The 13,576-nt window shown below is 41.7% G+C and carries 12 protein-coding genes, 2 tRNA genes, 1 rRNA gene and 1 pseudogene; 3 read left to right on the top strand and 13 right to left on the bottom strand.

The window, feature by feature from the left end:
* Window positions 1-161: IS3 family transposase (locus K5Q29_RS10025; RefSeq protein WP_205032692.1), on the top strand; the 161-nt coding region annotated here is incomplete at its 5' end.
* Between the two features lie 262 nt (window positions 162-423).
* On the opposite strand, the gene gatB is transcribed toward K5Q29_RS10025, so the two are convergent.
* The 8 genes from gatB to K5Q29_RS09985 form a co-directional block, all read right to left on the bottom strand.
* Entirely contained in the window at window positions 424-1,863 is a 1,440-nt protein-coding gene (gene gatB, locus K5Q29_RS10020) for an Asp-tRNA(Asn)/Glu-tRNA(Gln) amidotransferase subunit GatB (protein WP_105139637.1), read from the bottom strand.
* The gene (gatA, locus tag K5Q29_RS10015; protein WP_105139636.1) at window positions 1,863-3,329 is read right to left on the bottom strand and encodes an Asp-tRNA(Asn)/Glu-tRNA(Gln) amidotransferase subunit GatA; all 1,467 of its coding nucleotides are present in this window, start codon (window positions 3,327-3,329) and stop codon (window positions 1,863-1,865) included. Before gatA ends, gatB begins: the two co-directional genes overlap by 1 nt.
* On the bottom strand, window positions 3,329-3,631 hold the full coding sequence (gene gatC, locus K5Q29_RS10010; protein WP_024408528.1) for an Asp-tRNA(Asn)/Glu-tRNA(Gln) amidotransferase subunit GatC: 303 nt from the start codon (window positions 3,629-3,631) through the stop codon (window positions 3,329-3,331). The genes gatA and gatC overlap by 1 nt, the downstream gene beginning before the upstream one ends.
* A 216-nt stretch (window positions 3,632-3,847) precedes the next feature.
* Entirely contained in the window at window positions 3,848-4,522 is a 675-nt protein-coding gene (locus K5Q29_RS10005) for a hydrolase (protein WP_105139635.1), read from the bottom strand.
* A gap of 186 nt (window positions 4,523-4,708) precedes the next feature.
* A complete protein-coding gene (rplS, locus tag K5Q29_RS10000) occupies window positions 4,709-5,056 on the bottom strand; it encodes a 50S ribosomal protein L19 (protein WP_011921928.1) in 348 nt (115 codons plus the stop codon).
* A 311-nt stretch (window positions 5,057-5,367) separates the two neighbouring features.
* On the bottom strand, window positions 5,368-5,898 hold the full coding sequence (locus K5Q29_RS09995; protein WP_105139634.1) for a cysteine hydrolase family protein: 531 nt from the start codon (window positions 5,896-5,898) through the stop codon (window positions 5,368-5,370).
* A 12-nt stretch (window positions 5,899-5,910) separates the two neighbouring features.
* Window positions 5,911-6,699 (bottom strand): GTP-sensing pleiotropic transcriptional regulator CodY, encoded by a 789-nt coding sequence (gene codY / locus K5Q29_RS09990; RefSeq protein WP_029172019.1) that lies wholly within the window; start codon window positions 6,697-6,699, stop codon window positions 5,911-5,913.
* 151 nt (window positions 6,700-6,850) lie between these two features.
* The gene (locus K5Q29_RS09985) at window positions 6,851-8,065 is read right to left on the bottom strand and encodes a pyridoxal phosphate-dependent aminotransferase (RefSeq protein ID WP_029172018.1); all 1,215 of its coding nucleotides are present in this window, start codon (window positions 8,063-8,065) and stop codon (window positions 6,851-6,853) included.
* Window positions 8,066-8,219: 154 nt separating this feature from the next.
* Between K5Q29_RS09985 and K5Q29_RS09980 the strand changes: the two genes are divergently transcribed.
* Window positions 8,220-8,672, top strand: coding sequence for a universal stress protein (locus K5Q29_RS09980; RefSeq protein ID WP_004195772.1), 453 nt, complete (start codon window positions 8,220-8,222; stop codon window positions 8,670-8,672).
* Window positions 8,673-8,687: 15 nt separating this feature from the next.
* Here the strand turns inward: K5Q29_RS09980 and K5Q29_RS10820 are convergent.
* A pseudogene (locus K5Q29_RS10820) lies at window positions 8,688-10,053 on the bottom strand (Cof-type HAD-IIB family hydrolase).
* Between the two features lie 69 nt (window positions 10,054-10,122).
* Between K5Q29_RS10820 and K5Q29_RS09965 the strand changes: the two are divergent.
* Window positions 10,123-11,082 (top strand): asparaginase, encoded by a 960-nt coding sequence (locus K5Q29_RS09965; RefSeq protein WP_105139632.1) that lies wholly within the window; start codon window positions 10,123-10,125, stop codon window positions 11,080-11,082.
* Between the two features lie 63 nt (window positions 11,083-11,145).
* Here K5Q29_RS09965 and recG read toward each other — a convergent pair whose 3' ends face one another.
* The 4 genes from recG to rrf form a co-directional block, all read right to left on the bottom strand.
* On the bottom strand, window positions 11,146-13,164 hold the full coding sequence (recG, locus tag K5Q29_RS09960) for an ATP-dependent DNA helicase RecG (protein WP_105139631.1): 2,019 nt from the start codon (window positions 13,162-13,164) through the stop codon (window positions 11,146-11,148).
* Window positions 13,165-13,279: 115 nt separating this feature from the next.
* Window positions 13,280-13,351, bottom strand: a tRNA-Glu gene (locus tag K5Q29_RS09955).
* A gap of 22 nt (window positions 13,352-13,373) precedes the next feature.
* A tRNA-Asn gene (locus K5Q29_RS09950) sits at window positions 13,374-13,446 on the bottom strand.
* Window positions 13,447-13,450: 4 nt separating this feature from the next.
* A 5S ribosomal RNA gene (gene rrf, locus K5Q29_RS09945) occupies window positions 13,451-13,566 on the bottom strand.
* Between the last annotated feature and the right edge of the window lie 10 nt (window positions 13,567-13,576).

Below are 13,576 nucleotides of genomic sequence, written 5' to 3'. Positions count from 1 at the left end.
GGCACTTTAAGACGGAGTGCTATGATTTGAAGAAGTATAAGACTTTTGAGGAGCTGGTGTCAGATATTGATGCCTACATCTATTTTTATAATCATCAACGTTTTCAAGAACGCAACAACGGCTTTGCGCCTCTTGAAATGAGGAACAAGGCCGTCGCCTAATCTTTTATTATTTCATTGTCCACTTGACAGGGAGCAGTTCAGACGAATTCTCGGTTTTCTTCTATTTTATCCAATACTCAATGAAAATCAAAATCAAACTAGCTCCAAAGGTTCGGAGATAGAGCGAACGTCTTCGGTTCTCTCCTAAGCAGATAGAACTCTACTACTTTCGCATTTTCAAGTAGTAGGCTGTAAAGCTCCACTGGAGCTTTACACTCATCAAATCAATTCAACAAGGTTTGAGTTTGATTTTCGAAGAGTATTAGTCTAACAACTTAGCCAGTTCCTGAGCCAAAAGTTGTTGTGCAACTTGTGGATTGGCTTGTCCCTTGGTTGCTTTCATCAAGAAGCCTGTAAAGGCCTTATCGGCATTGCGTTTGCCAGACTTGAAGTCAGCTACGGCTGCTTCATTATCCGCAAAGACTTGGTGGATAATCGGAATCAAGACCGCAGGGTCTGAAATCTGTACCAAGCCAGCTTTCTCAACGTAAGCCTTAGCAGAGCCACCTTCTTTGGCCAGGTGAACAAAGACTTTCTTGGCAATCTTAGATGAAATAGTTCCATCCGCAATCAAGGCAATCATCTCCACCAAGTTTTCAGGTGTTAAGGCGATTTGCTCAATAGTCTTACCTTCAGCATTGAGGAACTGAGCCACTTCACCCTGCAACCAGTTAGAAACTTGTTTAGCATCGCCACCTGCTGCCACTGCTGCTTCAAAGAAGTCAGACAGAGCCTTAGTAGATGTCAACTGACCGGCATCGTAGGCGGTCAAGCCCAAGTTTTCCACATAGTGAGCACGGCGAGCTTTTGGAAAGACTGGCAATTCTGCGCGCACTTCCTCAATCCAGTTATCATCAATCTCATAGAGCGGTAGGTCTGGCTCTGGGAAGTAACGATAGTCAGCCGACCCTTCTTTGACACGCATGAGAATAGTTTCACCAGTAGATTCATCGTAACGACGTGTTTCCTGCTGGATTTGACCACCTGAACGCAAGATTTTCGCCTGACGTTCAACCTCGTGCTGCAAGCCCTTGCGAACATAGTTGAAGGAGTTGAGGTTTTTCAACTCAGTCTTGATACCAAATTTCTCCTGACCATAGGGACGAAGGGAAATATTGGCATCCACGCGCATAGAACCCTCTTCCATCTTCACATCTGAAATACCAGTGTACTGAATGATTTCTTTAAGGGCTGTCAAGTAGGCGTATGCCTCTTCAGGCGAACGCATATCTGCTTCTGATACAATCTCGATCAAGGGCACGCCCTGACGGTTGAGGTCCACATAAGAATAGCCGTCTGTACCGTGGGTATTCTTACCCGCATCCTCTTCCAAATGCGCACGCTCGATACGAATTTTCTTAGTCGTACCGTCTTCTAGCTCAATCTCAATCCAGCCATTGTAGCCAATCGGCTCGTCAAACTGGGAAATCTGATAGGCCTTAGGGTTATCAGGATAGAAATAGTTCTTACGGTCAAAGTGCATGTCCTTGTGAATGTCCATGTTCAAGGCCAAGGCAGCCTTGATACCAGCATCCACAACACCCTTGTTAAGAACAGGAAGGACACCTGGGAAAGACCAGTCAATCACGTTGGTATTGGCATTTGGATCCTCACCAAAATGAGCAGATGAAGGTGAGAAAATTTTCGAGTTGGTATTCAACTCCACATGGACTTCTAGACCAATAATCGTTTCAAAGTTCATTAGTTAGCACCTCCAAAAATCACTGGTTGTTGCTTGTGGTAGTCTGTTGTCGCTTCAAAGGCAGCAGCCACTTGGTAAATGGTCTCTTCTGAGTATTTTGGACCAATCAACTGCAAACCGACTGGCAAGCCTTCCACAAAACCAGCAGGAATAGAAAGACCAGGAAGACCAGCCAAGTTTACAGGAATTGTTAACAAGTCCGCCAAGTACATGGCCACAGGGTCATGGTTGAGCGTGTCCAAACCAAAGGCAACCGTCGGAGCTGTCGGCCCCAAAATCAAATCATAGTCCGCAAAGACTTTTTCAAAATCTTGGATAATCAAGGTCCGCACCTGGCCAGCCTTCTTGAAGTAGGCATCGTAGTAACCAGATGACAAGCTAAATGTACCTAACATAATACGACGTTTGACTTCCTCACCAAAACCTTGGCTACGGGTTTTCACGTAAATCTCATCCAAGTTTGTCGCATCTTCTGCACGGAAACCATAACGGATTCCGTCAAAACGTTGCAAGTTAGAAGAAGCCTCTGATGAAGCAATGATGTAGTAAACGGCAACCCCATACTTAGAATGTGGCAGGCTGACTTCCTCAATAATCGCACCCAGACTTTCCAAGTGCTTAGCCGCCTTGAGAATGGTTTCCTTGACCTGCGGATCAATCCCTTCGCCCATGTATTCTTTTGGCAGAGCAATCTTCATACCCTTGATGTCTTGACCAATCTTACTAGTGAAGTCAGCAATTTCATTGATCGTTGATGTTGCATCCTTGACATCATGACCAGAGATGACATTGAGCAACTGGGCATTTTCCTTAACTGTCTGTGAAAATGGACCAATCTGGTCAAGAGATGAACCAAAGGCAATCAAACCAAAACGTGACACCGTTCCATAGGTTGGCTTCATACCGACGATACCATTAAAGGCTGCAGGCTGGCGGATGGAACCACCTGTATCAGAACCAAGTGACAAACGGACCTGACCAGCAGCAACTGCAGCTGCCGAACCACCTGATGAACCACCAGGAACTTTGGTCTGGTCCCAAGCATTTTTGGTCGGTTTGAAGGCAGAGTTCTCATTAGAACCACCCATGGCAAACTCATCCATGTTGGTCTTACCAACAACAATCATATCCTTTGCATAGGCCTGAGCAACCGATGTCGCATCAAAAATCGGCTCGTAATTGTAGAGCATTTTTGAAGCTGCCGTGGTCAAAATCCCCTTGGTAGAGATATTGTCCTTAACTGCCAAAGGAACCCCTGCCATAACATTGTCCGCATCAATCCCTTTTTCATCAAGGGCCGCAGCCTGCGCCAAGGCCGCATCTTCTGTGATAGTCAAGAAAGCATCCACTGCTCCCTCACGGCTCTTAATGTCTTCCAAAGTTGCCTTGGTCAACTCAACCGCAGAAATCTCCTTTTTGACAAGGAGGTCATGCAATTCATCAATGGTTTTATTGTTAAACGTCATTAGGCATCTCCTCCCCCGTCTAGAATAGCTGGTACCTTGATAAAGTTATCTTGCGATTCAGGCACATTTTTGAAAAGCTCCTCACGGCTCTCACCTTTTTGGGCAACATCTGCTCGCAAGACATTCTTACGGTCAGCCATAGTGGTCGTTACCGCAACACCTGTCGTATCTACTTCATTGAGCAATTCAACCATATCGACAATCTTGCTCAAACTTGTCGCAAATTCCGCTGTTTCTTGATCCGAAAATTCCAGCTTAGACAGCTTGGCAACGTGACGGACTTCAGCTTCAGAAATCTTCATTCTTACTTTCCTCCTAATGGAAATCTATCTTCTCATTATACCATATTTCCAGCCCCAGACAAAGGTAGAAATGACCTAATATGTTACCTATTTCCTCCTAAAAATCCGTTCTTTAAATTACGAAGTATTCCTAATCTCACACCGTAAAACGATAAAAAACAGCAAGTTTCATCTAGCAATAAAACTTACTGTTTGCTTAGCCTATCTTTTTATGAACTAATCCTTTGCATGTTTGCGGTATTTTTCCATTTTCCCTTTAAAAAGCTCTCCATTACTTGGTGCTGTATAGGAGACAGCATTGGCTCCAGCTTCGATAACCCGACGAATAGACTCCTCAGTCGGACCACCAGTCGCAATAATTGGAAAGTCAGAGAAAGCTTCTCGAATCTTCTTCACAACCCTTGGCGTTTCCATACCGCAAGAAACATTTAAAATATCTACTCCTGCTTTAATCCGTGAGGTTAAATCAGACTTTTCAGAAACAACTGTATAAATGATAGGAATATCTACTACTTTATTGATTGCCTCAATTGTTTTTACATCCGTTGGTCCATTTACCACAACAGCGTATGCTCCTTCCGACTCAGACAATAGACTCATATTAGCTGAACGCATACCTGTCGTCAAGCCTCCACCAACACCAGCCAAGACTGGAACTGACGCAACCAACATAATACTTTTGATAATAGCTGGACTAGGCGTAAATGGATAAACAGCCAAAATAGCATCTGCGTTGTGATTGGCAATAATCGACACATCCGTTGTAAATAAGACTGAACGAATGCGACGACCATAAATACGAATTCCACTACATTCCTTGATAACTTCTGGCATCTGAACAATATCCTGCCGTAAATCTGATAAAACAGATGGAATAAACTGTTCGCTCATCCGCAACCTCCTCTATACTAGCTACAATAATATATAGTATAACATATTATTTCATGGAAGAGACACAAAAACAATCCATTTTGCCACTGCTTTCACAATAAAGTACTTTTTCAACAGATTTTTTTAAAAAAAGAGACAGCTTTCGCTGCCTCCCATTCTCCGACCAAAATAGTCTGTAGGACTATCTTAACGACGGATTTCTTTGATACGTGCTGCTTTACCTTGCAATGCACGTAGGTAGTACAATTTAGCACGACGTACTTTACCGTAACGTACTACTTCAATCTTATCAACACGTGGAGTGTGGATTGGGAATGTACGTTCAACACCTACACCACCAGAGATTTTACGTACAGTGTACATTTCTGAGATGCCTTGACCTTTACGAGAGATAACAACACCCTCGAAAATCTGGATACGTTCGCGGTTACCTTCGACAACCTTAGCGTGAACACGCACAGTGTCACCAGGACGGAATGAAGGAATGTCAGTACGAAGTTGACCTTCTGTCAAACTTTGGATCAATGGATTCATTTTATTCTCCTATCTTTGTCAATCTTAGGTGCTTTTAAACCCAGCGGATAAACTGTATTTTTGTGCGTCCATTACACACGAATTATATTATACACTAAGTAATCACCTATGTAAAGCATTTTGATAAATTTATCATGGTCAATCATACCGCTTCTTTTACCAGAATCAGACTGACGACGTAGTTGTAGATGGAACTGAAGTTCATCAAGCTAAGTCAACAAGGTCTGAGTTTGATTTTCGAAGAGTGTTGATGATACAGATTCCTGTTGGAGAAAAACAAAAAACCAGTCCACAGACTGGTCACTATACTATTAGTCAATGATTGTCGCACCAAGTACATGACGCAAATGGTTGAGAGCAAACTGATGATTCTCCTCCGTCAATGCAGCAATGGCTGATGAGACCACCTCAATACGATACCCCTTATTATAAGCATCAATAGCTGTATGAAGAACACAAATATCAGACAAAACACCCGTCAAGACAACCGTATCTACACCACGTTCTCTTAGTCGAACATCCAAATCCGTCCCAGAAAAAGTAGAATAATGACGTTTATCCATCCAACGAACACGCGCATGCCCTTTATGTTTTTGATAAAAATCTGCTAAAGGACCATACAAGTCACGCCCTTGCGTCCCAATGATATTATGACTTGGGAAAAGCTGAGCTTCAGGATGAAATTCATCCCCCTCCTCATGACCATCAATCGCAAAGAAAATATAGTCTCCATTTTCAAAAGCTTCTTGCGTAACCTGAGCAATTCGTTCAGAAATAGCCTGAGCTGATTTTCCAGCAGTCAACTTTCCTTCATCTGCTACAAAATCTATTATATAATCAATGCTTTTGTCATTTTAGTAGTCACGTTTCTTAATTTCATCAAAAATAGCTGGGATGAGAACCTTCAAATAGGTTCCTTTCATACCAAGCGAACGACTTTCAATAATCCCCGCACTCTCCAACTTACGCAAAGCATTGACAATGACCGAACGAGTAATACCGATACGGTCCGCAATCACAGACGCAGTCAGCTGCCCCTCATTGCCACTCAACTCACCCAGAATAGCCGCCACCGCCTTCATCTCAGAATAAGAAAGCGTATTTACCGCCATATTGACCGCAGCGCGACGACGAATATTCTTCTCATCTTCTTCCCGTTGGAAATTAAGCAACTGGATACCAACTACTGTTGCTGCAATCTCAACCAAAATCAAATCATCATCGTGAAACTGCTCATCATTCCGCCAAATAATAAGCGAACCAAAACGAATTCCCGTCACATGGATAGGGGCTATCGTTGTCAGACCATTTGGATAGGTCGATCGTGATTCAACAGGGATGGCAGTCAACTCGCTCTCGACAGGCAAGTTAACCTGCGTATCATAAACCTGCGCGACTGCTTTTACATATCCTTCTGGGAATTGTTTATTTTGGAAAAATTCTTCCACACGATCATTGTTTGTCTCGTAACTCATGTGGTATCCCAAAACTTCACCTTCGCTATTAATAATACAAGAATTACAATCAATAATAGCTGATAGATGTTCAGCAATAGCATTGTAAGGCAATTCTTCTGCCAATTGCTCTTCGGAACGCTTCAAAATAGAAGTAATATTCCGTGTCTTCTCTAATAATGTTGTCATATTTTCCTCTTTACTCTGTAATTGCTTTCAGTATAGCAAAAAATACATAAAATTTCAACAATTATCAGAATATTTACCGTTGTTAGAAAAACACAAACAATTTCATCCAAGCAAAAAGAAAAGGCTGATTAACACTCAGCCTAAAATTCCATTATCTACGATATTGTTGCAAGAATCGTGACATTTTTTCTTGAATTTCTGCCAACTCATCCACACGTGGTAAATACACAATACGGAAATGATCTGGATCCTTCCAGTTAAAACCTCGACCATGGACCAAAAGTACTTTTTCTTGCTTGAGGAAATCCAATACAAATTGTTCATCATCATCAACTCTGTACATCTCACAATCAATTTTTGGGAAGACATACAGACCAGCCTTAGGTTTTACAGCAGAAAGCCCCGGAATATCATTAATCGCCTTGGTAATAAACTCCCTTTGTTCATATAAGCGTCCGCCAGGCATCAAGAGTTCATCAACCGATTGGTAACCTCCCAAAGAAGTTTGAACAACCTGTTGAGCCAAAACGTTTGAACACAAACGCATATTGGACAACATATTCAAGCCTTCAATGTAACCTTTTACATGCTTTTTCGGACCAGATAAGACCATCCAACCTACTCGGAAACCACAAATACGATGCGATTTAGACAGTCCATTCATCGTCACAATAAATAAATCTGGAGCCAGTGTCGCAATAGGGATATGAACAGCTCCGTCAAAGACCATACGATCATAAATCTCATCAGAGAAAATAATCAATTCATGTCTACGAGCAATATCAATGATTCCTTCTAAAATTTCTTTCGGATAGAGAGCTCCAGTTGGATTATTTGGATTGATAAGGACAATTGCCTTGGTTCGAGAAGTCACCTTGGACTCCATGTCTGCCAAATCCGGATACCATTCAGCTGCTTCATCACAAACATAGTGAACAGCTTTACCACCAGCCAAACTAACCGCAGCAGTCCAGAGAGGATAGTCTGGCATTGGCACCAACACCTCATCACCATTATCTAGCAAACCTTGCATAGACATAACAATCAGCTCACTCACGCCGTTTCCAAGATAAATATCTTCAATATCAACATTTGGAAATTTCTTTAGCTGACAATACTGCATGATAGCCTTACGTGCAGAAAAAATTCCCTTACTGTTCGAATATCCCTCTGATTTACGGGCGTTATGAATCAAGTCACGAATAACTTCATCTGGAGCAGTAAAACCAAATTCTGCAGGATTCCCCGTATTCAAACGTAAAATCTGCTCTCCATTGGCACGCATGCGCATGGCCTCTTCCAAAACAGGCCCACGAATATCATATGCTACATCATCCAATTTTGTTGACTTGTTAAATTGCTTCATGTCGTCACCTCGACTTTCTATCTTTTCTATTGTACTGTAAAAGCAAAAAAAGTACAAGAATCCTTTACATTTTCTCTTAAAAGGCTTATAATAAAAATGTAAGGAACTGCTCTACCTATTTCGGGACAAAGCTCTTCTGAAAGGAGTGATTATTATGACACAATCTTACAAAACAATACTCGTCGCTGTAGACGGCTCTAAAGGAGCAGAATTAGCTCTTCATAAAGCCATTCATGTTGCACTACGCAACCAAGCGCGTCTGATTATCGCCCATGTGATTGATACCCGTGCTCTCCACAATGTTGTTGCATTTGACGCCTCTGTCTATGAATCTTTAGAAAGAGAGGCGGAGCTCCTCCTCGAAGAATACAAACAAGAAGCCCTCAACGCTGGTCTGACCGATGTACAGATTCGCATTGAATTCGGTAACCCTAAAACCCTCCTGGCTATTGATATTCCAAAGGAAACTGGTGCAGATCTTATGCTACTTGGAGCAACTGGTCTAAATGCCTTTGAACGTCTCCTAATCGGATCCTCATCCGAATATATCATGCGCCACGCAACTATCGATTTACTCATTGTTCGCGATGGAGAAAAAAGTTTATAAACCAAAAGACTTGATTTACGAATCAAGTCTTTTCATCTGTCTTTTCAGCTCTTCCTGAATCTTTTCCTCCGGCGCAAACCGTTCTTCCCAATCATCAGGTTTTAAAATTTTATGGGTAATTGGATCAAAATGGGCCTTCCCATCTGGAAATGTTTTCCCCATATTTGCAGTATGGACTATCTGAAAAATTGGTTCTGGATCAACCCCCATCAAAACAAACGAACCATATGTAAAATAAAGAATATCCAGCAAAGCATCTACCTGATCCTGCATCGAAACCCCGAAACTTCTCTTGCCAGATACCTTATCAGCAGCAGTATCTAAATCCTGATGAAGTTGTTGAATAAAATCATGAAACTCAACTTCAGATTCTGAAGCTGCATGTAGAAATTCTACCAACTCCTCCAATTTAAAACCAGCGCGATGCAAAGCCGTCTGTCCATCATACACACTGGGAAGTTCTTGGGTTTCACCATCCATTAAAAAATGAAAATCCTTTACCCTATTAAAATTATCGTCCTTACTCTGAAACATCTTATCCCTCAATCACACCAAAATGAATTAATGCCTTATAAATCCCATCACGATTATTTGTATCTGTAACAAAGGAAGCTGCTTGTTTAACCTTTTTCGTCCCATTTCCCATCGCTACCGAGTGCTGAATTTCATTCAACATTTCAAAATCATTATTAGAATCCCCGAATACCATAACTTCATCTAACTCAAAACCATATCGATCTGCAACCTTTACAATACCCGATAATTTTGAATTTCCCTTACTGATAATATCAGTCGCATAGGGACTCGAACGCGTAAAAGACAAGTTCGGAAAGAGCACCTCCAATGATTGCGTCTCCCTTTCCGTCGTCAGCAACATCAGCTGATAGATTGGTTGAAAGAGAAAACCTTTCAAATTCGTTTCCTGTTGAGGACTGATCCAACGTACCAAGCGATTGAAAATAAAGTTTATGATTCCAGCCCAGGACTCCGGAATCATACGCGTCACACGATATGCAAAATTTCCTGTTCCAGCACTCATAATCTTACTACCAAATATGCCTTTAGCAGTTCCAAAAGATAAATCCTTATGGTGAGTTTGCGCATACTCCATAATTTGTTCAATTTGCTTTGGCTCTAAACTCTGACTATAAATAACTTCTTCTCTTGAAAAAATATATTGACCGTTATAAGCAATGGCCAAATCTAGCCCTAAACTAGCCATATACTGCAAAACAAAACGAGGGTCACGTCCTGTAGCTAGACCAACTAAAATTCCCTTCTCTTTCAAAGCATTAATGGCGAGAATAGTTGAACTACTAACCATACGATTGTCGGTCAATAAGGTACCATCAATATCGAAAAATACAGCCTTTATCGTCAACCAACTCACCTACTTTCTAATAATTATGTTACAATTAGTATATCACACTTTGAAAGAAACTGAAAATTTATGAAAAAAATTCTAGTATTGCATACAGGTGGAACCATTTCTATGCAAGCCAATCATCAGGGTGAAGTTGCATCGAGTAAAATCAATCCAATGACCCAAATTGATAGCCCACTAGAAGAAACTCAAGTGACATCCTTGGATTTTCTCAATGTTCCAAGTCCACACATTCGCTTAGAACACATGATGACTCTATACCAAAAAATCAAAGAAGAACAAATGAACTTCGATGGTTTTGTCATTACACATGGCACAGATACTTTAGAAGAGACTGCCTATTTCCTTGATACAATGGCTATTCCAGAAAAACCAATTGTATTGACCGGAGCCATGCGTTCCTCAAATGAACTGGGTAGCGACGGGATTTATAACTACCGAACAGCCCTACGTGTGGCTGCTGATGATAAATCCGCAGATAAAGGTGTTCTAGTGGTCATGAACGATGAAATTCATGCTGCTAAATATGTTACAAAAACGCATACCACCAATGTCTCAACCTTTCAAACACCAACCCATGGACCACTGGGATTAGTCACCAAACGAGAGATTCTCTATTTTAAAACTGCTGAACCACGTGTTCGATTTGACTTATCAACAGTCACAGGAACGGTCCCAATCATAAAAGCTTATGCAGATATGGACTCCATTCTCCTTGATTCTCTCACTGCAAGCTCAATTTCCGGTTTAGTTATTGAAGCACTCGGCGCTGGAAATCTTCCGCCTACCATCCTTCCAGCCATTAAGAAACTCCTTGATCAAAAGATACCCATTATTCTGGTATCTCGCTGTTTTAACGGAATTGCTGAGCCTGTCTATGCCTACCAAGGAGGTGGCATCCAACTGGAGCAAGACGGCATTCTATTTGTTAAAGAATTGAATGCTCAAAAAGCCCGACTCAAACTCCTTATCGCTCTCAATGCAGGCTTGGAAGAGCAAAGCTTGGCAGATTACATCCAAGGTTAATCGCTGACGAACTATACAATATGTCAAAAGACCAACACATGTGTGTTGGCCTTTTTTATATGACTAGTCCAATTCCTCTCCATCTTTCAAATTAGCAAGTAAAATCGACCAATTAGGGTCCTCCTGCCAATTTTCCACGCTAACAATCTGACTAGCCACTCGTCTTGCTTCCTCTAAAATTGGATAGTCCTCGATAATATTTGCAACCTGAAATTCTGGCAAACCTGATTGACGAGTTCCAAATATTTCTCCAGACCCACGCATTTTCAAGTCTGCTTCAGCCAAAATAAAACCATCTGTCGTCTCTGTCATAATTTTCATGCGTTCCTTACCAGACTCTGTTTTAGGATTAGCAACTAACACTGCATAAGACTGCTTATGACCACGTCCTACACGCCCTCTCAACTGATGTAATTGGCTTAAACCAAAACGATCTGCATTCATAATAACCATCACCGTTGCATTGGGCACATTGACTCCGACTTCAATAACAGTGGTAGAAACCAAAATATTCGTTTTTCGCTCCTTAAAAGCCTGCATGATGGCATCTTTCTCGTCATTTTTCATCTTACCGTGTAACAAATCCACTGTAACTTGCTCTCCAAAATGCGCCTGTAAATCAGATTGCAGATCTACAGCATTTTTTAAATCCAGAGCCTCAGATTCCTCAATCAGCGGAGAGATAAAATAAACCTGAGCACCCACTTCTAACTCCCGCTCCAACCAATCTAAGACCGTGGGCAACTGTTGATGTTTGACCCAGCGAGTGATAATTGGCTTCCTACCAGCAGGCAACTGATTAATAATCGATACATCCATATCTCCAAAAGCTGTAATGGCTAACGTCCGAGGAATAGGTGTAGCAGTCATCATGAGCACATCCGGATTATCACCCTTCTCACGAAACAGACGGCGTTGTTTAACACCAAAACGATGTTGCTCATCCGTCACAACCAAACCAAGCTTATGGTACGTCACACTTTCCTGGATAAGAGCGTGAGTTCCTACAATGATGTCTACCTGACCACTAGAAATCGCCTCTAAAGCAGTACGACGCTCCGCAACCTTCATTCCCCCTGTCAAAAGAGCAATAGAAAGTTCTGGAAAAAGCTGGCGCAAACTCTCAAAGTGTTGCTCAGCCAAAATTTCTGTCGGGACCATAATTGCAGCCTGCATCCCCGCAGTCACAGCAGCAAACATAGCCAATCCAGCAACTACTGTCTTTCCTGAACCAACATCCCCTTGTAGCAAACGATTCATGTGCCCATAGGACTTCATATCTGATAGTATTTCAGCCAAAGCCCCAGACTGAGCATCCGTTAAGACAAACGGCAATTGTCTTATTTGCATAGCCAATCTATCAGCATCATAAGTAATCTTCAAACCATTCGAAATATCACGATTGTTGGCTTTCAGCAGTTGCAACTGTAATTGAAAATAGAATAATTCCTCAAACTTCATACGTCGCAAAGCTTGTCTATACTCTTCTAAATTTGTCGGAAAATGCATCGCAAAAACCGCCTCTCGGCGATTCATTAACCGATAGCGCGCTCGTAAAACTGATGGTAAATTCTCCTCTAATAAATGCAAATATCCCTGATCAATAGCTGTTTTAATAGCCTTAACCAAATTTACTTGCGAAATCCCTTGCGCCACATGATAGACAGGCTGCAGCTCATCTGATACTTGAGCCAAAACTTTCATTCCTGTCAAACTTGCCTTAGCCTTATCCCACTTTCCCCAAACTGCAATATCCTGCCCCAAAACAATCTTATCTGCTAAATAAGGCTGATTAAAAAACGAAACTGCTAAGACAACCTCACCCTGTTTCATTGAAAAACGGAGTCTATTTCTTTTGTAACCATAATACTGTACATTAGCTGGAGATACCACCTCCCCAACTACCACTGCCTTCTCACCATCCTGCAAATCATAAATAGACTTACTCTCAAAATCTTCATATCTAAATGGATAGTAAGTCAGCAAATCATTAATATTCTGAATGTTAATTTTTAAAAATTTTTCAGCCGATTTTGGACCAATCCCTGGCAAAACCGATAATTCATCACATAATCTTTTCATGTCTCTATTATATCAACAAACAATGAATAGACAAAGCAACAAGAAAAGAAAAGGAGCCAATTAAAGCCCATTTACCTCAAAAAACAAAAAAAGAGACCTAAGCAGCCTCCCAATATAGTCCGTACGGGATTCGAACCCGTGTTACCGCCGTGAAAAGGCGGTGTCTTAACCCCTTGACCAACGGACCATATACTAAAGATTTCTCTTTACTCCGCCAACAGGGCTCGAACCTGTGACATCATGATTAACAGTCATGCGCTCTACCAACTGAGCTATGGCGGAATATGCTAAGCGACTACCGTATCTAACAGGGGGCAACCCCCAACTACTTCAGGCGTTCTAGGGCTTAACTGCTGTGTTCGGCATGGGTACAGGTGTATCTCCTAGGCTATCGTCACTTAACTACTGAGTC

It is taken from the genome of Streptococcus sp. 2018037 (assembly GCF_019754195.1).
GTDB lineage: Bacteria > Bacillota > Bacilli > Lactobacillales > Streptococcaceae > Streptococcus > Streptococcus hashimotonensis.
The sequence above is the reverse complement of the archived record's forward strand: the minus strand, read 5'-3'. Positions and strand labels throughout refer to the sequence as shown.